General features: G+C 69.7%; 25 protein-coding genes, 1 tRNA gene and 1 pseudogene. 12 read left to right on the top strand and 15 right to left on the bottom strand.

From position 1 onward, the window contains the following. Window positions 1-166: 166 nt before the first annotated feature. Window positions 167-376 (top strand): BldC family transcriptional regulator, encoded by a 210-nt coding sequence (locus tag OHA72_RS09765; protein WP_033365012.1) that lies wholly within the window; start codon window positions 167-169, stop codon window positions 374-376. Between the two features lie 132 nt (window positions 377-508). Here OHA72_RS09765 and OHA72_RS09770 read toward each other — a convergent pair whose 3' ends face one another. Next, entirely contained in the window at window positions 509-889 is a 381-nt protein-coding gene (locus OHA72_RS09770) for a PPOX class F420-dependent oxidoreductase (protein WP_327007516.1), read from the bottom strand. A gap of 103 nt (window positions 890-992) precedes the next feature. Between OHA72_RS09770 and OHA72_RS09775 the strand changes: the two genes are divergently transcribed. After that, window positions 993-1,691, top strand: a complete 699-nt coding sequence (locus OHA72_RS09775; RefSeq protein WP_327007517.1) for a glycosyltransferase family 2 protein — start codon at window positions 993-995, stop codon at window positions 1,689-1,691. A gap of 5 nt (window positions 1,692-1,696) precedes the next feature. Then, window positions 1,697-2,140 (top strand): redox-sensitive transcriptional activator SoxR, encoded by a 444-nt coding sequence (gene soxR / locus OHA72_RS09780; protein WP_327007518.1) that lies wholly within the window; start codon window positions 1,697-1,699, stop codon window positions 2,138-2,140. Here soxR and OHA72_RS09785 read toward each other — a convergent pair. Next, window positions 2,121-3,077, bottom strand: coding sequence for an NAD(P)H-quinone oxidoreductase (locus OHA72_RS09785; RefSeq protein WP_327007519.1), 957 nt, complete (start codon window positions 3,075-3,077; stop codon window positions 2,121-2,123). The two genes, soxR and OHA72_RS09785, sit on opposite strands and share 20 nt — an antisense overlap. Before the next feature lie 23 nt (window positions 3,078-3,100). After that, window positions 3,101-3,649, bottom strand: coding sequence for a hypothetical protein (locus tag OHA72_RS09790; protein ID WP_327007520.1), 549 nt, complete (start codon window positions 3,647-3,649; stop codon window positions 3,101-3,103). Between the two features lie 265 nt (window positions 3,650-3,914). Between OHA72_RS09790 and OHA72_RS09795 the strand changes: the two genes are divergently transcribed. Both OHA72_RS09795 and OHA72_RS09800 read left to right on the top strand, forming a co-directional pair. Then, window positions 3,915-4,002 (top strand) — tRNA-Ser (locus OHA72_RS09795). Between the two features lie 325 nt (window positions 4,003-4,327). Beyond that, on the top strand, window positions 4,328-5,149 hold the full coding sequence (locus OHA72_RS09800) for a protein kinase domain-containing protein (protein ID WP_327007521.1): 822 nt from the start codon (window positions 4,328-4,330) through the stop codon (window positions 5,147-5,149). Here OHA72_RS09800 and OHA72_RS09805 read toward each other — a convergent pair. After that, complete coding sequence (locus OHA72_RS09805; protein ID WP_327007522.1) at window positions 5,127-6,494, bottom strand: FAD-binding oxidoreductase; 1,368 nt, start codon at window positions 6,492-6,494, stop codon at window positions 5,127-5,129. The genes OHA72_RS09800 and OHA72_RS09805 overlap by 23 nt on opposite strands. A gap of 156 nt (window positions 6,495-6,650) precedes the next feature. Between OHA72_RS09805 and OHA72_RS09810 the strand changes: the two genes are divergently transcribed. After that, on the top strand, window positions 6,651-7,223 hold the full coding sequence (locus tag OHA72_RS09810; RefSeq protein WP_327007523.1) for a hypothetical protein: 573 nt from the start codon (window positions 6,651-6,653) through the stop codon (window positions 7,221-7,223). Between the two features lie 64 nt (window positions 7,224-7,287). On the opposite strand, the gene katG is transcribed toward OHA72_RS09810, so the two are convergent. Together katG and OHA72_RS09820 are read right to left on the bottom strand one after the other, a co-directional pair. Then, a complete protein-coding gene (gene katG / locus OHA72_RS09815; RefSeq protein ID WP_327007524.1) occupies window positions 7,288-9,525 on the bottom strand; it encodes a catalase/peroxidase HPI in 2,238 nt (745 codons plus the stop codon). Window positions 9,526-9,957: 432 nt separating this feature from the next. Beyond that, window positions 9,958-10,194: a hypothetical protein gene (locus OHA72_RS09820; protein WP_327007525.1), complete on the bottom strand. Its 237-nt coding sequence runs from the start codon at window positions 10,192-10,194 to the stop codon at window positions 9,958-9,960. Window positions 10,195-10,249: 55 nt separating this feature from the next. On the opposite strand from OHA72_RS09820, the gene OHA72_RS09825 reads away from it, so the two are divergent. Continuing rightward, on the top strand, window positions 10,250-10,570 hold the full coding sequence (locus tag OHA72_RS09825) for a hypothetical protein (protein ID WP_327007526.1): 321 nt from the start codon (window positions 10,250-10,252) through the stop codon (window positions 10,568-10,570). A 579-nt stretch (window positions 10,571-11,149) separates the two neighbouring features. Beyond that, on the top strand, window positions 11,150-11,326 hold the full coding sequence (locus OHA72_RS09830) for a hypothetical protein (protein WP_327007527.1): 177 nt from the start codon (window positions 11,150-11,152) through the stop codon (window positions 11,324-11,326). A 254-nt stretch (window positions 11,327-11,580) separates the two neighbouring features. Here OHA72_RS09830 and OHA72_RS09835 read toward each other — a convergent pair whose 3' ends face one another. Continuing rightward, window positions 11,581-11,994 (bottom strand): DUF4279 domain-containing protein, encoded by a 414-nt coding sequence (locus tag OHA72_RS09835; protein WP_327011520.1) that lies wholly within the window; start codon window positions 11,992-11,994, stop codon window positions 11,581-11,583. A gap of 351 nt (window positions 11,995-12,345) precedes the next feature. On the opposite strand from OHA72_RS09835, the gene OHA72_RS09840 reads away from it, so the two are divergent. Together OHA72_RS09840 and OHA72_RS09845 are read left to right on the top strand one after the other, a co-directional pair. Beyond that, window positions 12,346-13,644, top strand: coding sequence for a hypothetical protein (locus tag OHA72_RS09840; RefSeq protein WP_327007528.1), 1,299 nt, complete (start codon window positions 12,346-12,348; stop codon window positions 13,642-13,644). Between the two features lie 103 nt (window positions 13,645-13,747). Next, window positions 13,748-14,107 carry a hypothetical protein gene (locus OHA72_RS09845; RefSeq protein WP_327007529.1) on the top strand — a complete coding sequence of 120 codons (360 nt, stop codon included), beginning with the start codon at window positions 13,748-13,750 and terminating at the stop codon, window positions 14,105-14,107. 254 nt (window positions 14,108-14,361) lie between these two features. On the opposite strand, the gene OHA72_RS09850 is transcribed toward OHA72_RS09845, so the two are convergent. The 5 genes and pseudogenes from OHA72_RS09850 to OHA72_RS09870 form a co-directional block, all read right to left on the bottom strand. Continuing rightward, window positions 14,362-15,228, bottom strand: a complete 867-nt coding sequence (locus tag OHA72_RS09850; protein WP_327007530.1) for a hypothetical protein — start codon at window positions 15,226-15,228, stop codon at window positions 14,362-14,364. 181 nt (window positions 15,229-15,409) lie between these two features. Continuing rightward, window positions 15,410-15,658, bottom strand: a pseudogene (locus OHA72_RS09855) (transposase); the annotation flags it as partial. Between the two features lie 289 nt (window positions 15,659-15,947). Beyond that, entirely contained in the window at window positions 15,948-16,598 is a 651-nt protein-coding gene (locus OHA72_RS09860; protein WP_327007531.1) for a transposase, read from the bottom strand. 47 nt (window positions 16,599-16,645) lie between these two features. Further along, complete coding sequence (locus OHA72_RS09865; RefSeq protein ID WP_327007532.1) at window positions 16,646-17,149, bottom strand: hypothetical protein; 504 nt, start codon at window positions 17,147-17,149, stop codon at window positions 16,646-16,648. Then, entirely contained in the window at window positions 17,146-17,514 is a 369-nt protein-coding gene (locus OHA72_RS09870) for a hypothetical protein (protein ID WP_327007533.1), read from the bottom strand. The genes OHA72_RS09865 and OHA72_RS09870 overlap by 4 nt, the downstream gene beginning before the upstream one ends. A gap of 224 nt (window positions 17,515-17,738) precedes the next feature. Here OHA72_RS09870 and OHA72_RS09875 point away from each other — a divergent pair, with 224 nt between their 5' ends. After that, window positions 17,739-18,845: a uroporphyrinogen-III synthase gene (locus tag OHA72_RS09875; protein WP_327007534.1), complete on the top strand. Its 1,107-nt coding sequence runs from the start codon at window positions 17,739-17,741 to the stop codon at window positions 18,843-18,845. A 220-nt stretch (window positions 18,846-19,065) separates the two neighbouring features. On the opposite strand, the gene OHA72_RS09880 is transcribed toward OHA72_RS09875, so the two are convergent. Both OHA72_RS09880 and OHA72_RS09885 read right to left on the bottom strand, forming a co-directional pair. Continuing rightward, complete coding sequence (locus OHA72_RS09880; RefSeq protein ID WP_327011521.1) at window positions 19,066-20,043, bottom strand: carbohydrate ABC transporter permease; 978 nt, start codon at window positions 20,041-20,043, stop codon at window positions 19,066-19,068. 25 nt (window positions 20,044-20,068) lie between these two features. Then, complete coding sequence (locus OHA72_RS09885; RefSeq protein WP_327007535.1) at window positions 20,069-20,407, bottom strand: CoA-binding protein; 339 nt, start codon at window positions 20,405-20,407, stop codon at window positions 20,069-20,071. A gap of 213 nt (window positions 20,408-20,620) precedes the next feature. On the opposite strand from OHA72_RS09885, the gene OHA72_RS09890 reads away from it, so the two are divergent. Further along, window positions 20,621-20,953: a hypothetical protein gene (locus OHA72_RS09890; RefSeq protein ID WP_327007536.1), complete on the top strand. Its 333-nt coding sequence runs from the start codon at window positions 20,621-20,623 to the stop codon at window positions 20,951-20,953. A gap of 88 nt (window positions 20,954-21,041) precedes the next feature. Here OHA72_RS09890 and OHA72_RS09895 read toward each other — a convergent pair whose 3' ends face one another. Then, window positions 21,042-21,302, bottom strand: coding sequence for a hypothetical protein (locus OHA72_RS09895; protein ID WP_327007537.1), 261 nt, complete (start codon window positions 21,300-21,302; stop codon window positions 21,042-21,044). Window positions 21,303-21,420: the final 118 nt, after the last annotated feature.

Here is a 21,420-nt window from a genome sequence, read left to right on the forward strand (position 1 = left end):
TTTCGTATCATCAAAATGGGAAAATTCACTTATTCATCATCCGTCCATACAGGGACCTTCAGCCGTTCGGCCCATGTCGGACATCGGGGACTAGCCGGACCATAGGAAACGCGTCGGCCGGCGGGACCCCGTCCGACGTTCCTGGGTACCTGTGGAGGAGTGACCGATGCCATCTCGCACGCATGAGCCTGAGCCGTTGCTAACGCCGGCTGAGGTCGCGTCGATGTTCCGCGTCGACCCGAAGACCGTCACCCGATGGGCGAAGGCCGGCAAGCTGAGCGCCATCCGCACCCTCGGTGGACACCGCCGCTATCGCGAATCCGAGGTGCGCGCCCTGCTCCAGGGACAGATCCCGCAGCAGCGCCAAGGCGACTGAGGCCGCAACCGTACCTCGCGCCTCCCTCCGGTGCCAAAACCACACGCTTCTTTCCGCAACGCGCTCGGATCGTCACCCCCCGGTGATCCGAGCGCGTTGCTTTGTGTCGTTGCTTTGTGCGGGGCCGGCCGTTCAGACCAGCGTGATCCGCACACCGACCGTCGCGTCCTCGCCCCGCCGCCTGACGCTCATCCAGACGAAGAGGCGGCCGCGCAGGCCGTACTTCTTCTTGATGAGCTCCCGTGCGGTGCGGCCGCCCTCCGGTCCGAGGACCGTCGCGTGCCCCGGCACCGCGTCGCCCGTCGGCACCCCGCGGATCGTGCACGGGGCCACCGTCACCGTGCCGTCCCTGCGGATCCGCTTGACCTTGCCCGACGCGCCGACGGTCCAGATCACCAACGCCTCGCCGTCCCGCGCGACCCACACGGGGGTGGGCACCGGCGTCCCGTCGCGGCGGAACGTCGTCACCGCTATGTACGCTTCGTCGCCCAAGTGCTTCGCTGCGCTCGTCATAGGCCACACCGTACGAGGTGTGCAACCCCCGTCGGGGACATCACACGCACGGGTGATGGGAAGCTAGTCTGATGGTCCCAGCCCGACCCTCCCGGAGATCGTGATGAAGCTGTCGATCCTGATGCCGGTCTACAACGAGGAAGTTCGCGTCGCTGACGCCGTCAAGCAGGCGCTCGATGTGGACTACCCGACCGAGACCGAACTCGTCATCGTTGATGACGGGAGCCGGGACCGCACGGCGGAGATTCTCAACGGATTGCATGACGAGCGGTTGCGGGTGGTGTTGCATCCGCGGAACAAGGGCAAGGGTGCGGCGATCCGCACGGCGGTGGAGCATGCGACGGGTGACTACATGGTGATCCTGGACGCGGATCTCGAATATGACCCGCAGGACATTCCGAAGCTTCTGGAGCCGGTGCTGGATGGCCGGGCGACGGTGGTGTACGGGAATCGGACGTTCGGTAGTCACAGTTCGTTCTCGTTCTGGTACGTGATGGGCAACAAGGCGGTCACGACGGCGGCGAACATGTTGTACAACTGCTATCTCGGTGATCTGGAGACGTGTTTCAAGCTGATGCCGGTGGAGTTGTACCGGTCGTTACAGATCAGGTCGGCGGGGTTCGGCATGGAGGCCGAGGTGACCGGGAAGTTGCTGCGTAACCGGCACCGCCCGTATGAGGTGCCGATCAGCTACCGCGCCCGCACCCGCGAAGAGGGCAAGAAGATCACCTGGAAGGACGGCGTCGAGGCGCTGTGGATCCTCTCCCGGGAGCGGGTCCGTAAGCCGTCCCACAAGCGCTGACCCGGATGGCTGAGCTCCTCACGATCGGCGAGCTCTCGGCGCGCAGCGGGGTCGCTCCGTCCGCACTGCGGTTCTACGAGAAACTCGGCCTGATCCACTCCACCCGCACCGGCGGCAACCAACGCCGCTACGAGCGCTCCGAGCTGCGGCGGGTCTCGTTCATCAGGATCTCCGCCCAGGTCGGCATCCCCCTGGAGACGATCAAGGAGGCGCTCGCCTCCCTGCCGGCCAACCGCACCCCGACGCGCGGCGACTGGGCGCGGCTGTCCCGCAACTGGCGTGTCCACCTCGATCGGCAGATCGCGCTGCTCGAGCGGCTCCGTGACACGCTGACCGGCTGCATCGGCTGCGGCTGCCTGTCGCTGAGCCACTGCGAGCTGGCCAATGCCGGCGACCGCCTCGCCACCCGAGGCTCCGGCCCGGTCATCCTCACGGTCGGGTCAGAATGATCTTTCCGAAGTGCTCGCTGGACTCCATCAGGCGGTGAGCCTCGGCGGCGTCGGGCATCGGCACCCTGCTGTGCACGACCGGCCCGATGAGACCCTCGTCGATCAAGGGCCAGACTTCCTCCCGTACACCACGGATGATTGACGCTTTCTGCGCCAGCGACCTGGAGCGCAACGCCGTGGCGAACACGCTGCCGCGCTTCGCCAGCAGCGCACCGAGGTCGAGCTCCGCCTTCCGGCCGCCCTGCATGCCGATCACGACCAGCCGGCCGCCCTCGTTGAGCGCCTTCACGTTGCCCGCCAGGTAGGCGCCGCCGATGATGTCGAGGATGACGTCCGCCTTGACCGTCGCGCTGAAGTCCTCAACCGTGTAGTCGATCACCCGGTCCGCGCCGAGCCTGGTCAGCGCCTCATGCTTGCCCTGCCGCGCCGTCGTCACCACGTGCGCGCCGAGCGCCTTGCCGAGCTGCACCGCGAACGTGCCGATCCCGCTGCCGCCGCCGTGCACCAGCAGCGTCTCACCCGGCCGGATCCCCGCGACGTCCACGATGTTGGAGAACACGGTCGCCGCCACCTCGGGCAGCGCCGCCGCGTCTTCCACCGTCGTGTTCCGCGGTACGGGCAGCAGCTGCCCGACCGGTGCCACCGCCAGCTCGGCGTACCCACCGCCCGAAATCAGCGCGCAGACGTCCTGCCCGACCTCCCAGGGGTGCGAGCCCGGCCCGACCTGCACGATCCGCCCCGACACCTCCATGCCCGGATACGGCGGCGCTCCCGCGGGCGGCGGGTAATGCCCCTGCCGCTGCAGCAGATCGGCGCGGTTGACCCCCGCGGCGCGCACCTCGATCAGAACCTCGTCGTGTGCGGGCACCGGATCGGGGACCTCGGTCCACCGCAGTGCCTCAGGCCCGCCCGGCTGCTCGATGGTGATCGCGCGCATGCGGACCATTTTGCGCTACGGCGCTACGGTGCGACGACGCCGGGCTCGGCGGTGGATGTCCGCTCCTGGCTGCCCTGGCCCTGGTCCCACGGCCAGTGGTGCTGCCAGCCCGGGGGCCACGCTGTGGGGTCCTGGGCCGGCTCTTGCGTCGGCTCTTGCGTCGGCTCTTGCGTCGGGTCCTGGGTTGGCTCCAGGGTCGGCTCCTGGGTCGGATCTTCGGTCGGTGCCTGCGTCGGGCTTTGCGTCGCCGCCGGCTGCGTCCTGGCGGGTGCGGTGATTCTCGCCTTCTCCACCCGCTTTGCCTGGGCTGCCTTGGCCGCCTGCTGCGGCCTGGCCGGCGCGGCCACGGTCCGAGTCGGCTGCGGCCCGAGATCGAGGACCGGCTGTGGTGCGGCGGGCACCCCGTACAGGTTGACGTCCTGCACCGGCTCCGGCATCGCCACCCCCTGCTGCGCCGCCTGCGGTGCGGGCCTGCCCTGCTGTGGCGGCTCCCACCCCGCCGCACCGATCACCACACCCAACGCCGCCACCCCGACCCCACCCGCCACCAGCGCCACCAACGGATGCCGCACGATCCGCCGATGCCTGGTGACGTACGCAACCCGTGGATCGTTGAAGAACAGATGCATCCCGCTCGGCCCCCGCCCGTAGTTTTCTCGCTTGCGCCCTGAGTCTGCGCAGCTCAGGCTTATGCCGCGCGACATTTGAAGCGGAGTGTCAAGATGTCATCTGGTCGCGGTCGCCCAGTCCGCCACCGCCCCCGCAACGTCCGGCGTCCCTCACACGGGTGACCGCCGACGCTCGAAGGCGATCTGGCAGACTGGTCGACGTTCCGCTGGAGGGCTCGCCTAGTGGCCGATGGCGCCGGTCTTGAAAACCGGTGAGGCGTTCCGCGTCTCCGTGGGTTCGAATCCCACGCCCTCCGCAGTGCTTCCTTGGCGGCCTTCGGCCGGACCCGGTGGGGGGTTCCCACCCCACACCCCACATGCTCGCTGTGCTCGCACCGCCCGCGCTCCGCGCGGCAGACTCACACGCGTGCGCGTGGCATCCGTTGGTCCCGGCCGTGCGTTGAGCATGCTTCCCGCGGACGTGGTCGAATCCCATGCCGAGCACCAGCGGGTCCTGATGATTCCGGTCCGGCTGGCTGACAGCGCTCGGCCTGTGTACCCCACCAGGCCAACGCGGCGCCTGTTGGAGGCCGGCTCGCGCGGTGCGTACGCCCCTTTCGCGGGCTGGTCACAATGGCGGGCATGGAGGTGGGTGCGGCGCTGAGTGAGGAGTTCGGGGCGGTCGAGTTGCTCGCTGAGGACGGCACGTCGCAGGTGTTCCGCGGTACGAGCGAGGACGGGCCGGTGGCCGTCAAAGTCTCCCGCTGGCCGATGCAGGGCGTGAAGGAGCTCCTCTGCTTCGGTGCGGAGGTTCGGCAGATGATTGCGCTCTCCGCCGAGGGTCATCTGGTGCCGGTGCTGCGCTGTGGATTTCTGCCGGACGGGCATCCGTACGTCGTGACGCGGCTGTGTGCGGGGGGTTCGGTCGACAGGTTCATGCCGTTGCCCGGCGCGGTGGCGTGCGAGGTTGTGGGGACGGTCGGGCGGGCGGTTGCGGGTCTGCACCGGGCCGGCGTGGTGCACGGTGGGATACGGCCGAGCAAGATCCTGGTCGGCAGGGACGGCACGGCGCAGCTCGGTCTCTTCGGTGTCGACGCGGTGACCGCCGTGCCCAGTCATGTCGTCGGGGGTGTGCTGGTGCAGGGCGTGTTGTCGATCGCCTACCTGGCGCCGGAGATCGTGTACGGCACCGGCCGGGTGCCGAGCGCCGACGTGTACTCGCTCGGTGCCGTGCTGTACGGGCTGATCACCGGCAGGGCGCCGTACTGCCCGCCGGATCGCGAGTTGAGCGTCGGCGAACAGGTCGGCATGCTGCGGCGGCCGGTGCCCGAGAACCCGGCGGTCCCGGGCGGGCTGCTGGCCGTGATCCGCAAGGCGATGCGGTTCGAGGCGGGTGAGCGCCACGGCGACGTGGACGAGCTGATCGGTGAGGTGGCGCGGTTCAGTCCAGCAGCGCGGGGATAGCGGAGAAGACGTTGTCCGGGTCGTAGCGGCGCTTCGCGGTCAGGAGACGGTCGAGGTTGCCGGCGAAGGAGTCGCGGGCGCGGGCGTCGTCGTCCGGGCCGAGGAGGTTCGGGTAGCCGCCGGGCAGTGAGACCGGGTCCAGGGCCTCGACCACGGAGTCGGCCCAGGCGCGGTGCCGGTCGGCAGAGTCGGTGGGCGGCCACACGGCGATCACCTCGATGACCTGGTGCGGTACGCGGTTGGCGAATGCGGTCGCGGCCGGGTCGATCCTCGCGGCAGCGCCGTGGAAGCGGTTGACGATCAGGGTCGAGAAGGGTGAGGAGATCTCGGCGGCGCCGGTCACGAGCGCGTCGGCGGCGGTCGGGGACAGTTCGGCGAGCCAGCGGCTGCGCAGCAGGTAGTGGTTGCCCTCGACGATGTTGGCGTCGAACATGCTGAGCGCGGCGACGTACGGCATCGCGCCGACCTGATCGACGACGGGATGCCCGAGGGAGCGCAGCGCGTCGATCGCCCGCTCGCCGGCGGCAAGGTCGGCGCCGGACCAGAACGGGCACAGGAACACCATCGGGCCCTGCGGGCCGGGCAGGAAGCCGGTCATGACGGTCAGCTCGTCGGGTGCGGCGGCCACGATCTCCGCGTAGCCGGCGAGGACCGTACCGGCGTCGGCGAACGGGAAAAACAGCATGCCGGCGAGCACGGTGGGCAGCTCGTGCAGCCGGAACCGCAGGCCGGTGACGACGCCGAAGTTGCCGCCACCGCCGCGCAACGCCCACCACAACTCGGGGTCGCCGTCCGGGCCCGCGGTCATGGTGCTGCCGTCGGCGAGCACGACGTCGGCGCCGAGCAGGTTGTCCAGCGCCAGGCCGAAACGGCCGACCAGCGGGCCGTACCCACCGGCGGTGGTGAGGCCGGCCACGCCGACGGCGCTCACGACGCCGGTGGCGGTGACCAGGCCGTGCGGGGCGGTCGCGGCGAGCAGGTCGGCGGTCGTCGCCCCGCCCTGGACGGTGACGGTGCGTGCGGCCGGGTCGGCGGTGGCGCCCCGCATGCCGGTGAGGTCGACGACGAGGCCGCCGTCGCGCAGTGCCCGGCCGGCCCAGTCGTGCCCGCCGGCCCGCACGGACAGCGGCAGCCCCGCGTCGCGGGCCGCGCGGACGGCGGCGCCGACCTCGGCCGTGTCGCGGCATCGGGCGATCAGCGCCGGCCGGCGCGTCACGGCGGCGTTCCACACCCGCCGGGCGTCCTCGAAGCGATCGACGTCCTCCGGCGCGATCAGGCGCTCGCCGAGGTGCGGCCGGAGCGCGCGGACGGCGGTGTCGATGTCGGCTGCGCTGATGGCGGTCATTGCGCCTCCCTGGCTGCGGACGGTGCGGCGACGGTACCCCGAAGCTCACCATCTGTGCCGTCACGAACACGACCCGCAGCGGTTGAACCGCAGCCGCCCCGCGCGCGTGTGCCGCGCCATAGACGGGTGTCACGCAGGCCTGCCACGATGCAAGGCATGCAGCAGCCGAACAACGGCCATTACGCGCTGCTCGCGCTGCTCGCGCTGCTCCCGCCGGCGGCCGGATTCCTCGTCTGGCGGGCGGTCGAGCACCTGTCCGGCCACGAGTACGCCTGGAGCATCGTGGGCGCGGGCGTCGTGGCGGGGATCGCGACCACGGCGGTCTGGGCGCGGCGGGTGCGGACCAGTGTCGCCGCGAAGCTGGCGGTCGCGGGGTTCCTCACCGAGTTCGGCCTCGAGTTCGTCGCCGGCCAGGTCCGCGGGGGCGTGCCGGCTCTCGTCGCCGGGGCCAGCGAGGCGTTCCTGGCGGGTGCGCTCCTGGTCGGCGAGGTGGTGCTCGCGCTGTGGATCCACGGCAACTACCGCTTCGAGGCGGGCCACCGCGTCAGCGTCTGGCTGCTGCAGGGCCACAGCGGCCACGACCCGGACTACTACCAGGCGTTCTGCGAATGTACGTGGCAGAGCGACCGCTTCGAGGTGGAGGACGGCGACGACTCGGAGGAGCGCGCCTTCGAGGTCGCCCGCGAGCACAGCCCGACCGTCCGCTCGGACGTGGCGGTCAAGTTCTGAGTCCCGACGCCGAGAGGCCCGGCCGATCGCGGTGGATCGGCCGGGCCTCTCGGTGCGCGTCAGCTCAGGACAGGTCGAACCGGTCGAGGTCCATGACCTTGGTCCAGGCCGCGACGAAGTCCGTCACGAACTTGTCGCGGGCGTCGTCGCTGGCGTAGACCTCGGCGAGGGCCCGCAGCTGCGAGTTGGAGCCGAAGATGAGGTCGACCGCGGTCGCGGTCCACTTCACCTGGTCGGTGGCGAGGTCGCGGATCTCGTACACGTGCTCGTCGGACTCCGACGCCTTCCACCGGGTGCCGGGGGAGAGCAGGTTGGCGAAGAAGTCGTTGGTGAGCACGCCGGGCCGGTCGGTGAGCACGCCGTGCGCGGCGCCGCCGACGTTGGCGCCGAGGGCGCGCAGGCCGCCGACGAGGACGGTCGTCTCGGGCGCGGTGAGGTCGAGCATGTAGGCGCGGTCGATGAGCAGCACCTCCGGCTGGGTCTTCTCGCCGGGACGCAGATAGTTGCGGAACCCGTCGGCGCGCGGCTCGAGGACCCGGAACGACTCGACGTCGGTCTGCTCCTGCGTGGCGTCGGTGCGGCCCGGGTGGAACGGCACGGTCACCTCGACGCCGGCGTCGCGCGCCGCCTTCTCCACGGCGGCCGAACCGGCCAGCACGATCAGGTCGGCGAGCGAGATCTTCGCGCCGCCGGCCTCGTTGAACTCCCGCTGGATGCCTTCGAGGGCGGTCAGGACCGTCGCGAGCTGCTCGGGCTGGTTGACCTCCCAGCTGCGCTGGGGCTCGAGGCGGATCCGGGCGCCGTTGGCGCCGCCGCGCTTGTCGGTGGAGCGGAAGCTCGCCGCGGACGCCCAGGCGGTGGAGACCAGCTGGGCGGTGGTGAGGCCGGACTCCAGGACCTTCGCCTTGAGGGCGGCGACGTCGGCGTCACCCACGAGCGCGTGGTCGACGGCCGGCACCGGGTCCTGCCACAGCTGGGCCTCGGGCACCCACGGCCCCAGGAACCGGTCGACCGGGCCCATGTCGCGGTGCAGCAGCTTGTACCAGGCCTTGGCGAACGCGAGCGCGAACTCGTCGGGGTTCTCCAGGAAGCGGCGGGAGATCTTCTCGTACGCCGGGTCGACCCGCAGCGACAGGTCGGTCGTGAGCATCGTCGGCTTGTGCTTCTTCGCCGGGTCGTGCGCGTCGGGGATGATCGCCTCGGCGTCCTTGGCGACCCACTGCTTGGCACCGCCGGGGCTGGTGACCAGCTCCCACTCGTAGCCGAACAGGATCTCGAAGAACCGGTTGCTCCACTGCGTCGGCTTGTCGGTCCACGTCACCTCGAGCCCGCTGGTGATCGTGTCGGCGCCCTTGCCGCTGCCGTGGCTGCTCAGCCAGCCCAGGCCCTGCGCCTCCAGCGGCGCGCCCTCGGGCTCCGCGCCCACGTGGTCGTCGGCGACACCGGCGCCGTGGGCCTTGCCGAAGGTGTGCCCGCCGGCGATGAGGGCGACGGTCTCCTCGTCGTTCATCGCCATCCGGCCGAAGGTCTCCCGGATGAAGTACGCCGCCGCCTGCGGGTTCGCGTTGCCGCGGGGGCCCTCGGGGTTGACGTAGATGAGGCCCATCTCGGTCGCGCCGACCTCGGGCGCCATCTCGGTGTCGCCGACGTAGCGATCGCCGAGCCAGGTGTCCTCGGGACCCCAGAAGATCTCCTCGGGCTCCCAGACGTCCTCACGGCCGAAGCCGAAGCCGAAGGTCTTGAAGCCCATCGACTCCAGCGCCACGTTGCCGGCGAGCACCAGCAGGTCGGCCCACGAGATCTTCTGGCCGTACTTCTGCTTGACCGGCCACAGCAGGCGGCGGGCCTTGTCGAGGTTGGCGTTGTCGGGCCAGCTGTTCAGCGGGGCGAAGCGCTGACCGCCGTCGCCGGCGCCGCCACGGCCGTCGTGGATGCGGTAGGTGCCCGCGGCGTGCCAGCTCAGCCGGATCATCAGACCGCCGTAGTGACCGAAGTCGGCCGGCCACCAGTCCTGCGAGGTGGTGAGCACCTCGGTGATGTCCCGCTTGAGGGCCTCGACGTCGAGCTTCGCGAACTCCTTGGCGTAGCTGAAGTCCGGGCCGAGCGGGTTGCCCTTGGAGGAGTGGGCGTGCAGCACCGACAGATCGAGCTGGTTGGGCCACCAGTCCCGGTTGGTGCGCGGGCGACCGCCGGTCTTGGGGGTCGGCGCTTCGATCGCGGGGTTCTCACTCTCGCTGCCCTGCGCGGTCGCAGAGTCGTGCGCGACCGGGCAGCCGCCCGCCGTCTCGTTGTCCTGAGTCATCTGTTTCCTTCCGAACTGGCGGATCACTGGGAATGCGTTTGGTCGCGCAGGCAGGTTGCGTGCGCCGCACGAGACCGGCGTCGGTGAGCCCTCAGTCCGTCGTACACCGTCCGGTGGGACACCGTGGGATGTTCGGCCCGGTGTTCACGAGCGACTGAGTCACCCGATCAACACTAGGCCACTTGTCTGGAACAGTTCAAGTTTTCGACGAGCACGTCAGGAAATATTCATCCCCTCGCCGACCAGCTCATCTGCAAGGTCGAATTGGCGGGACGCGGAACCGCCGGGCCGTCCGGAAACAAAACGACCAGGAGAAACTCCTGGTCATTGCTGCATGCCCGAAGGGACTCGAACTCCAGCGCGCCGCACCCTCCGCCGAGGTGGTCGCGATGGTGCCGGCCGGATCCGTGCGGGACGGACGGCGATCCGCCGTCAGGCGTCCGGCCGTGGGCGGTGCCGCTGGAATGCGGCGGCCCTGACGATCTCGTCGCTGTCGGTGCCGTGCTGCACCACCTGGCGCGCCCGCTGTTCGGCATGCAGGCGCTCGGCAACGACCCCGCCCGGATCCGGTGCGCCGTGGACGGGGACTTCGTCATCGCGGCGGAGCCCGACCTTCCGCCCGAGCTGCAGCAGGACCTCCCGCTCAACGTCCTCACGATCCTCGCCCACATGACCGCGGCCGACCGCCCGATCCTGCAGGAAACCGTTCGGCTGGCTGGCCCAGGTGATCCACGGGCTGGCGCCCGGTCAGATCGACTCCGTCGACGCGGGCAACGTCCTGTACTTCCGCATCTACCAGCAGTCGGACTCGGTGCCCGACGAGGACCGCCGGCAGGCCAGCGCCGGCCTCGGCAAGGCGGTGTTCCTGAAGATCGAGATCGTGGACGACGCGGGCGTCGAATGGGTCGTCCCGGCCTACGAGCACGACCTGCGCGCGATCGTGAAGCAGTACCGGCGATCGCTGCCCCGCTACACGGAGTACCAGGTGCTGACCAAGCGGAAGGACATCCTGCGCCGGCTGGAGACGGCCCTGACCACATACTGACCCCGCCCACCCACATGAACATGGGCCAGGCAAAGCAAAGGGCCTGAACTGCTTCTACGCAGCTCAGGCCCTTGACGATCCTGCGCGCCCGAAGGGACTCGAACCCCTAACCTTCTGATCCGTAGTCAGAAGGTTGAGGTGCATCATCTCCCACGATCACACTCTCACGAATCGTGCCGTTTCGCAAGGGCCCGTACTGGAAGCGTGCGGCGCGTATCCGCAGGTCCACGCGATCTCACCATTCAACGCCCGCCGCCAATAGGCGGCCGACGGGCGCGTGTGCCGAAACGGTGCCCGGCGTGCTGAACGGTCGCGCTACATCCGATCACCGCCGGAACACAACGCGATCGCCGCGTCATGGGCTACGAGCCCCTCGACCGTCGGTCGTGCGCCGTCGCAAGAGCCAAGATCGACGCACTCATCTGCCGATGAGCGCTCACGTGATCTTGTGCCGTTGCGACCGCCCATCTGACAAGACTTCCTCAGGATGTGCCGGGGCGTGGATGATCCGACTCTTGCCGGGCTTCAATGTAGGTACGGCCGAACCGGTCGTCGGAGCGCACGGAAAGGTGACGACCGATGAGCGCGCAGCCCAAACGTATCCCGGGCCAGAGCAACGCCGAGTATTCCGCCGGCCCCGACCCGAATGCGCAGTTCCTCGGCACCCATTCGGTGTCGGGCGGCGACACGTCCTGGGTGGGCCGCCTCTACAACGCCATCGCCGACCGGCTCGCCGCCCGCCGCAACCGCACCTGACCCGACGCACGCCCGGTTTCGTGGGTGCGGCAGTCTTCGACAGCGGTCACCCATTGTCATCTCATGTCCGCACGTAGCCGCCGTTGGTGCGCGGCGTCCCGTCGCTACTCGTCACGGTGGATGATCGGCCTGCGGCGCCGAGGCCTTTCTGAACTGCCGATGACCGGACGTCGAGCCGGACGCGCCGGAGCACCGATGATGCACGGCATCCGCTGCCGGAGGTTGGTGAGCCGTCGGGCTGCGGAGACGATGCCTCAGTACACGTATTGGTCGCAGTCGAGCCAAAGATCGAGTTTGGCCAGCCGGCGCACCGTCGCCGCACTGAGCGAAAGCGCGGGTGTGGTCACGAGCTCCTCGCCGTCTGGGCCCTGAACCGGATGCATCTCGATTACGACGTTAATCCCTGCTTGGAGTCCCAGAACTTGACAGGCTCGCGCCAGGCCGTCAGCACGCGACTCGATGATGTCCAGCAGCTCGACAAGAACGACCTCAGTGTCGTACTCATCCCGCTCCGGAACCTCGACTTTCCAGCCGCTACGCCGCCATGCACGCTGGTGCGGACCGTAGCGATCGCCTTTCCTGTGTTGACTGGTGGGTGGTAGTCCAACCAGTCGTGTCACCTCTGCCGGGTCCAGATCCCGGACGTCGTCGTCTTCGGCAAACGCCACCGTCAAGTACGCACGCTGGACGCAGCGTCCCCGCACAACACCGCCAGTGTCCCCACCGTCATCAGCACTCATGATCAGCAAACTACAACGACACGAGACTGCTCGCTCATGCCGCGATCTGCTCGCAACAGAGGTTACGGCGTGCCGGCCCGGCTGTTCGTGCTCGTAGCCGATGTGCGGGCACGCGATCATGGTGGGCGAAGGCCGGGGCAGGAAGCCGGGCGTCACGTGCGCTTCGGCATAGGCGCTCGGACGCCGCATCCGTCCGTCTGATCATGAGCGGCTGCCTGTTCACGGGTTCTCTGCAGTCCCCGGACCGACTAAGGTTCCGATCTTGTGTCGATGCCTTGCATGATCTGCGGTGAGCCCGGCTTCGCCACCGGCGACGGACACCTGTGCCCGGAGCATGGCGGCCGCCCGCCGGCTCCGGCCACCCGGCTGCGGCCGTCGCTGTCCTGGCATGTGCTGACCTGGTTGTTCGTGGCCGTCACCATCGGCTACTTCGGGCTGCTGGTGGCGCACATCGCAGCGTTGGCTGCCGTGGACACGATCGTCACCGACCCGGCGTCGTTCTCCACCGCGGCGTCCCGCGCCGTGTTCGACGGTGCCGCTCTGCTCAGCAACGTCACGCTGGTGTGGATCTGGGTGTACCTCGCAGGCTTCATCGCCTGGTCCGTCAGCAGCCGTCGCCACGTTCAGCGGCTCGGCCACGACCGAACCGAGATCCTGGGCCATTGGACGTACACGACCTGGCGGCTCAGCCTCGTACCGGTCGTCGTCCTCTCACTCGTCCTCGCCAACCGGCCCCTGCCCGGCACCGATGATCCGGCGGCGTTCCGGGACGCCTTCGTCAGCCGGAGCTACGCGCTGATGGGCTACACCATCCTGCGGATCGCCATGGTCGCGCTGCTGTCGGCGTACGCCATCATCGTCTGGCGCCGCGTCACCCAGACGTCGAGCCCACCGAACACCACCGGCCAGCCGGACACCCACCGCAACATCCGGCAGCGCGGGCCGCTCGGCGCAATCATCGGGGCCGGCCTGGCCGGCCTCATGCTCGTTGCGGTGATCGTCATCGTCGCTGCGAAGTCGGCGACGGCACCGCACGTGGCCGGTACCGCACCGAGACCCAGCGCTGCGGCGACGCCGGGCCCGAGTCCCGTCCGGCCGACCGCTACCCTCGCGGCGCCCGACGCCATTGTCGAGTACGAGAAACCAGTCGATCAGACGCCCGCGACCACGATGCGTACAGCGCACCCATTCCCAGGCGTCGAGCACCCGTTTGATGCGTACTACCACGACCCGGCCGGACACACCGCCACGATCTGGGGCGGAACCGGCGAGGCGTTCAACCGGGACTTCGACACCGACGCCCTGGACGCACTGTTGAGCAGCCTGGGTCCGGTCGGCGGCGCGACAGCCGACCACTTCCGCCTCGCCATGGACGGCCTCGCCCGCGCCGCCCATGCTCGCAGTTCACCAGCCAAAGCCAGCGCGGTACGGCGTGTGTCTGGGCTGGCCACGGCGCTGTGCTCGCGTTCGTCTTCACCGGCCTCGACGCGCCGGGCGCCTCAGACATCATGTGGCGCATGCTCGACGGAATCATCGTGCTCTAACCACACGGACAGCATCCTCATCTGCCGCCGATAGCGCTCGGCAAGCTGCTGATCGTCGGGGAAGCAGGACGGGCGACCCCGGCTTCGTCCACCCGTGCGGCACGACTGACACCTGCCGCCGCCGGTAGCATCCGGGCATGCAGCCGCGACGTCACCGGATGCGCCAGCGACAACGCCGTGATTCGGCACAGGAATGGATCCGTTCCGGTGCTGCGGTCACGGTGAAGAGCTACGCCAGACGGTACGGCGTCGACAAGTACGCCGCCTACGACGACCTGACCGCGCTCGGGTTCGCGTTGCCAGACTCGGCGCAGCAGTGGGCACAGCGCCCGCCAGCGACCCCCCGCCGTACCGTCGAACGGGGTAGCGACCAGATCGACGACGAGTGGTGGATCATGCTGGACGGCAGATCGTTCTTCGTGGCGGGCTACACCTCCGGCGGCGCGCCCTACGGCATGTTCGCCGACGAGATGCTGCCACAAGACGACTCGCAATGAAGACGCTCCGGCACCAAGATCACGTGCACGGATTTGCCGCGAAGCGCTCGCCACCCAACGTGACGGCAGGGCCGGTCGGCGGCGTCCGATCGTGCCGATGTCAGTGCGTTATGACCCTCTTGATCGTTCCGGCTGCTGTTCGCTGACAGGCAACGTCGACGAGGTCGGGTCAGAGTTCTACGGCCGGCGGTCCTGGTCTGTCGATGCTGTTGTCGACGCCCCTGATGTCGCGTGCGGTAAACGTTCCAGCCGACTCATCGGCTGGCGCTGGCGCCGTAGCCGTGGTGCATCCGGAAGCGCATCGGCTCGGTCCCGGTGGCGGTGACATGAGCAATCAGCTGCGACCGCAACGGCTCTGGGACTTCGGCCCGCAACGGCCGGGTCCACTCGAGGCACGTGAACAGTTCCGCTGCGCCGTCGAGCTGCCCCGGTGATAGCGGAGCCATCATCAACGCATCGAGGATTGCCTTAGTCGACTCGGCGAGCAGGAGCCGTTGGGGCAGGGACTCGTACCAGAAGGTGCCGTTCTCGCGTGCAGGTACGCCGGCCCAAGTGGTCAGCGTCCGGATCCGCTCCACCAGGTCGGGGATCCGGCGGGCCATCAGGTCGGCCAGTTGCCGCTCGGCGTGGTTCTCCCGGCGCGTCACGGCCTCGGCGAGGGAGGCGAGGCCAGCCGGTGCGGCAGTCACCCAGCGAACCCGTCGCGCTTCGTGTTCCACCTCTTGACGGGCAAGCATGAGCTGGACGTCTCGTGACCCGCTCAAACCGTGCTCGGCCAACCACTCGGTGAGTGCGGGGCCGTTGCGGAGTTCGGCGTCGCCGTCGCCGAGTCCCCTGAGATACGTCTGATGGTGCACGGTCCACCGGGCGAGTTCGCGACCGTCAGCGCCCGACACGACCATCGTTGGCCAGCCGAGACACAGGCAGCCATCCCTGCGGTCGCTGTCCACGACGGCCAGCACGCGCGCCAGCCCAGCGATCTCATCACCAGCCACCACGGTCCGCGCGGCGTCGGCACGGTCGAGTTCGTCAGGACCGGCCTCGACGATAAGGACCTCGGCCGCGTTGGCCAGGATCCCATGGAGCCAGGCGGTACTGGGCTTCTTGTTCCTTTTCGCCATGGCGGCGAGCGTACTGCTGTCGGCTGGTGGCCGAATCCTCCGATGATCCACACCGATCTCCGATGCTTCTCGCGGCAAATCTTGCAGCTCCACGTCGCTTGATCGAGTGCGCACATCTGCCGCGATGCGGTTCGCTACCAAACGTCACCGTGGTTGATCGTTTGGCTCTCTGACATGCCGAATACGTCCCGGCCACGTCCCGGGGCACCCGGACCTCGACCGGCCCGACATCGGTCAGCACCGTTTTGGTCCTACTGCCGTTGCGGCTGTTGCCGCTGCCCTTGCCCGCCGGGTAATGCTTGTCGTAGCCGACGTGATCAGTGATCTCGCCGTCCAGCGCGGACTCCAGGACCCGCTTGGTCAGCTGCTGCAACAGCCCGCCCTCACCGGTCAGCTGCAATCCGTCACCACGCGCCCGGTCGACCAGCATCGCGATCAACTGCTCGTCCGTGACCGCACCGACCGGCCCGCCGGTCGGTTCCTGCTCGACGGTGGTTTCCGTCGTCATCTGGCGTCTCTCCCTTGATCAGCAGATCCGCCGTTATTTGTACAGTCCCCCCCCGAAACCCTATCCGCCCTGGTGAGGGTCGGTGCGGGGTGTCGGAGATGTTGACCCGGTTGCTAGACGCTGGGCCTGGGCGTAGCTGGTGATCGATGCGGCATGATGGACTGTCGTGCTGCTGCGACTGACCTTGTGCGACTCTGTTGCCTAATTCTGTCTATGCGGCGAGGGTGAGATCGAGCCTGCTCAGGTGGGTTGTTCGGGTGCGTTGTGTGGGTGTGCCGGTCCACCATGCGTGGAGGCGGATGAGGTTGACCGCGGTGGCGGCGAAGGCGTGTTCGAGGTCGACTTTGCCGAGGCCGGTGTGTCGGGCTTGGTGGATGCCGGTGGCTGCGGTGGCCTGGTGGATGGTGCCTTCGATTCCGGCGCGGGCGCGGTAGGTCTGTTTCCAGGCGTCGGTTTGCTGCTCGGCGCGGGCGTCGCGGAGGGCTTCGTGCAGGTGGCGGGGTCGTAGCGTCAGCTGTCGTCGACGCTGGGCTGAGCGGGTGCATTCGGTGCGGGCGGGGCAGGTGATGCAGGCGCTGAGGGGGAAGCTGACCACGATGACGTCCTGGCCGTCTTGGCGGGTGGGGTTCCAGGTGGCTGAGTGGTGGCCTTGTGGGCAGGTCACTTGTTGTTGGTCGAAGTCGATGGTGAACGCGGTTCGGGCGTAGGTGCTGTTGGTGCGGGCGTGGCGGGAGGAGTCGCCGCGCATCGGGGCGATCAGGCGGACCTGGTGCTGGGTGCGGCAGGCCAGCAGGTTCGCGGTGGAAGGGTAGCCGGCGTCCATGAGGTGCTCGGCCGGTAGCAGGTCCCGGTCGGCGAGCATGTCGCGGGTTCGGCATCGTCATCGCCGAGTCGGCCACGCCCTGGGTGTCAGGCGTGGGTGGTGACCACATTGGTGATCAGGTTCGGTGGCTGGGTGGGATCGGTGCTGCCGTCCTCTGCTGGGGTGTTGTCGCAGGTCTCACTGAAGTGGACCTTGTAGCCTTCCCAGGCGCGGCCGCGTTTCTCGCTGTAGCGGGCATCGGTGTCGTACGGGGAGATGATCCTGGTTCTGCCCGGCGGGACTCCGTGCAGATCGGCGTCCCGCCAGATCACCCCCGCCCGGGAGCCTGTCAGAATTTCGGCTCTGGCGCGAAGACGGTGCTGGGGTCGGACCACGCCTCTCCACCCAGTACCTGTCGATCCGGTCACGGGCGGCGTCACGCCCGCGGCGGTGAAGGCGTCGGTGCGGTACCAGGTGACCGATTTGTTGGCGGCCTTGAAGTACACGCCGTAGAGGCGGCCGTGGACGGTGCCGAACTGCTGCCACTGCGGCGTGAAGTGTGCGCTGACCGCCCGCTCGGCCTCGCCGGTGGCGGCGGAGCGGGCGATCACGCCCGGCTGGTCGAGGCCCTCGCCGTCGGCCAGTTCCAGGTCGACGGTCCGGTACGGGCTGGCGGGGGCGGACGTGCCGCACCCGGCGGTGCAGGACGAGCGCCGCCGACCCCGCCGCGGCGGGGTCGGCGGGTGACGGCGTCGTGCGGGTCGTCGGAGTGGATCCCGAGGACGACGGGCCGGCCGAGGTGGCGGCGCAGCGTCGGGCGTTGTTGTACCAGCGCCCGGACCGGGACCTGCTGGCCGCAGACGGCGAGGACCGGGCAGCCGAGCCGCTCGGCGAGCAGCGCCGGCATCAGGTTCATCGCCGGCTCGGCGACGGTGAGCGGGCCGGCGTCCCGCACGAGCACACTGCTGTCCCTCATCGGCTCTTCCCTTCTGACGGCGTGCGAGTCGGGTGTTGGGCCGTTCGCCGCCGCACACCAGAGCCGGCCGTCTTGTGTAGCCGTCTTGCAACGTCCCTCACAAGATCGGCATCCGATCCCGCCCGCCGTGAACTTGCGTCCCTCGCCGGGCGTTCCACCGGGTGACAAACGGGCGGCGCCCGCAACGCCGCCCGACCCCTGCCTGTCCCGGGAAGGAGACGGTGGTGCAGCAACCCGCGGCGGATCCGGCTCTCCTGCGTGGCTTCACGATCGCCGTCGTCAGCCACCGCCGCCGGCACCGCGTCGCGGACCTCCTCGAACGGCACGGCGCCCGGATCGTCTCGGTCCAGGGCGTCCGCGCCGTGCCGCAGGCGGACCCGGCGGCGCTGAGCCGGGCGACGGCGGCGTGCCTGGAGGCGCCACCCGACGACGTCGTGGTCTCCTCCGCCGCCGGGTTCCGGGCCTGGCTGCGCGCGGCGCCCGACCCCGACCGGCTGCTGGCCGCCCTGCGGACGGCCCGGCCGCTGGCCGCGGACGCCCGAACGGCCGACGCGCTGCGGGCCGCGGGCCTGCACGACGTGCTGTCGACGGCGGCCGGGACCGCCGACGGACTGCACCGGCACCTGCTGGCCAACCGGGCCGGCGGGCGGCGGGTCGCGGTCCAGCTCGACACCCCGGACCAGGCCGAGTACTGCGGGGTGCTCGGGGCGTGCGGCGCCGACGTGGTCGAGGTGCCCACGTACGTCACCGAGCCACCCAGCGACGTCGTCGGCGTGCGGCGGATCGTCGAACTGATCGGACGCCGGCAGGTCGACGCCGTCGCCTGGCTCGACCCGGTCGCGGCCAGGCACATCCTGCGATTCGCCGACGACCACCGGCGGCTGCCAGCGGTCGTGGCGCAACTCGGCACCCACGTCCCGGCCGTCAGCCGAGGCCCGCTCGCCGCCGCGGTGCTGCGCCAGCACAGCGTGGTGCCGGCGACACCGCTGACGCCATTCGATGAGGAGACGGCCGCGCTGCTGGCCCGCACGGTCCTCGGCCGGGCCGTGCACGCCACCGTCGGCAACCGGGTACTGGAGGTACGCGGCCACGCAGCGCTGCTCGACGGGACCCTCTACCCCATCCAGCAGGGGCCGGTCGAAGTACTACGGATCCTGGCCGGCGACCCGGGCAAGGTCCTCTCCAGCACCGACATCCGCCGACGCCTGCCCAGCGTCGCCGACGTCGATGACCACGCCATCGAGATGGCGGTCTCCCGCCTCCGCCGTGCCCTGCCCGGCCTGGACCTCGTCCAGACGGTGATCCGGCGGGGGTACCGCCTGGCAGTCTGACCCAGGTCCGGCTTCGGCGAAGCCGCCGTAGTGGGTGGCTGCCCTGTTGTCCATGACGGATGTGGAGGGCGCGGTGGGACCGGACGGTTCGATCCGGCCGCAACGACACCGTCGCCGGCGTGCGCTGGCTCCCCACGGGGGCCTTATCACGTACGGACACGGTGGCTGGCGCCGCTTCGACCAGATCCCCAGCGAAACCTGATCGAGGCTGGGACGGGCCCTAAGTTCGCCGGTGCAGGCGGCGAAGCTGGACCGCCGCGATCGGGACGACCAGGGCGAATAGCAGAACCGCCAGCGCGGAGCCGCGGCCGGTGTCGTTGGCGCGGAACGACTGGTTGTAGACCTCCAGGGCCAGCACGCTACTCTCGAACTGCCCGCCGGTCGCCGTGCGGACGATGTCGAAGACCTTCAGCGTGGCCACGGTGATTGTCACGATCACCACCACCACGGTCAAGCGGATGCTGGGCATCGTCACCCACCAGAACATCTGCCGCGCGTTGGCTCCGTCCAGCCGGGCCGCCTCCGCGGTCTCCGCCGGGACGTTCTTGATCGCTGCCGACAGCACGACGGTGGCGAACCCGGCCTGGATCCAGACCAGCATGACGATCATGTAGAAGGTGTTGCTCGGCGCGTCGGTCAAGAACTGCTGTGGCTCGCCGCCGAGCCAGACCAGCACCTGGTTGAGCAGGCCGATCTGGTCCTGGCCGGCCTCCCGGTAGGCGTAGACGAACTTCCAGATGATCGCTGCGCCGACGAACGAGATCGCCATCGGGGTGAAGATCAGGGAGGTGGCGAGCCGCTCGCGGCGGGCGTTGTTGACCAAGACCGCGTAGGCCAGGCCGATGGCCGTCGACGCCAGTGGCACGCAGATCACCCACAACAGGGTGTTGCGCAGCATCAGCAGCGTGTCGTCTTCGGTGACGATCCACGCGTAGTTCGCCATGCCGACGAAGGACTCGCTGGTGGCGTCGAAGAACGAGAGGTACAGCGTCCGCAGCATCGGATAGGCGAGCCCGACGCACAGCAGCAGGAGGGTCGGGCCAAGGAAGACGGCGACGTACCATGGCCGTGCCCGGCGGCCCCGCCCGAGGATCGCGTCGAGGCGGTACACGAGCAGCGCGACCGCCAGCAGGAACGCGCCCATGTACAGCAGGGCCGTTGCGACCTTGCGGCCCTCGCCGAGGAGGTCGAATTCCATCATCGAGGTCTCACCCCAGGCTGTGTCAGCGGACGTCCACGGGGGACGGTTGGACGTGGATCGACCAGTGCGACCGGTGCTCGGCGCCGACCAGGACGACGACTGTGCGCGGTGCCTCCCGGACCGTCAGCTCGCGGACGCGGGCGGTGTGCTCCGGCTCCGCCGTGTCACATACCACGACGATCGGCTCGGTCGCCGAGGGAACCTCGGCCGTCTCGGCCAGGGACGCGACCGCGTGAACGTCCGGCACGGCGGCGCCGGCCGCCGAGCTGACCACGACCACGGCGGCGCCGTCCTCGGCGAGCGGGCGGGCGATGCCAGCGGCGAAGCGGCGGGCGCTCGGCTTCGGCCCGGTGACGAGCACGTCGGGGCCTGGGCCAGGTCGGCGCAGAGCGCCGCGTCGCCGGTCCAGCCGAGCGCGACGACGTACGGCCGCGGCGTCCGTTCGGCGTTCTCGTCGGCCGGGCGGGACAGTTCGACCCGGTACTGCTCGACGAGCCGCGGGCACAGGTAGAAGCCGCCCCGGGACACCACGCGCAGCGCGTCCCGAACGGCCTGCTGCTCGGTACGGAGGGTGATGCGCTCCCGGACTTCGGCCCGCACCGCGGCGGTGCGTGCCGGCGGCTGCTCCCACGTGGAGCAGATCAGCGGATGGCCGATCCGGGCCACGGCGGCGTTCGCCTCGACCGGCACCGTCCGCGCCCACAGGGGAAGGCCGAGCACGGCGATGTCGTACGTCCCGTCCAGCGCCTCCGTCGAGCTCACGCTGGTCGGCGCCGCGAGGCTCCCGTCCTCGGCGATGAGCTTCTCCATCCCGGCCCGGGACACCGGCTGGTCGCCCACGATCGAGGTGGTGAGCACCGTCGACTGCATCTCCTGCCCTTCGATGGGACCGTCGTCGCCTTGGTGACGGATGGTCGTCGTCCTCGGTTCACGGACGTCTGGACTCGCCGTGCGGGTACAGGGTAACCACGGCGCCCGGTCGACGTCTCGGGCCGTCAGTCGGGCGAGGACGGTGCAGGACCGGACGCCCCGGCCAGGTGCATCCGGCCGAACGCCATCGTCGGCGCCGCCTCGTGAGGCCCGGCGACGGCGGTGCCGCCGGCGTCGAACCTCGCTTTCAGGTCGGCGACCAGCAGGTCGTCGCTGAGGAACGCGGTGACGAAGGCGACCTGGGAGCGCGGCGGTTCGAGCACCAGGTCCAGCCGGTCGAGGCCGTCCGGCGCCGGGCAGCACAGCTGCGACCTGCGGCGGGTCACGAGGGCCTGCGTCGATCCCGAGTGCGGCCATGACGTCCGCCGCCGACGACGGGCCCGGCACACGGCGTCCATCCAGCGCGCGACCTCGACGGCGTTCACCCGAGCGGACCGCCCTTCC

Source organism: Dactylosporangium sp. NBC_01737 (assembly GCF_035963215.1).
Classification (GTDB): Bacteria; Actinomycetota; Actinomycetes; order Mycobacteriales; family Micromonosporaceae; genus Dactylosporangium.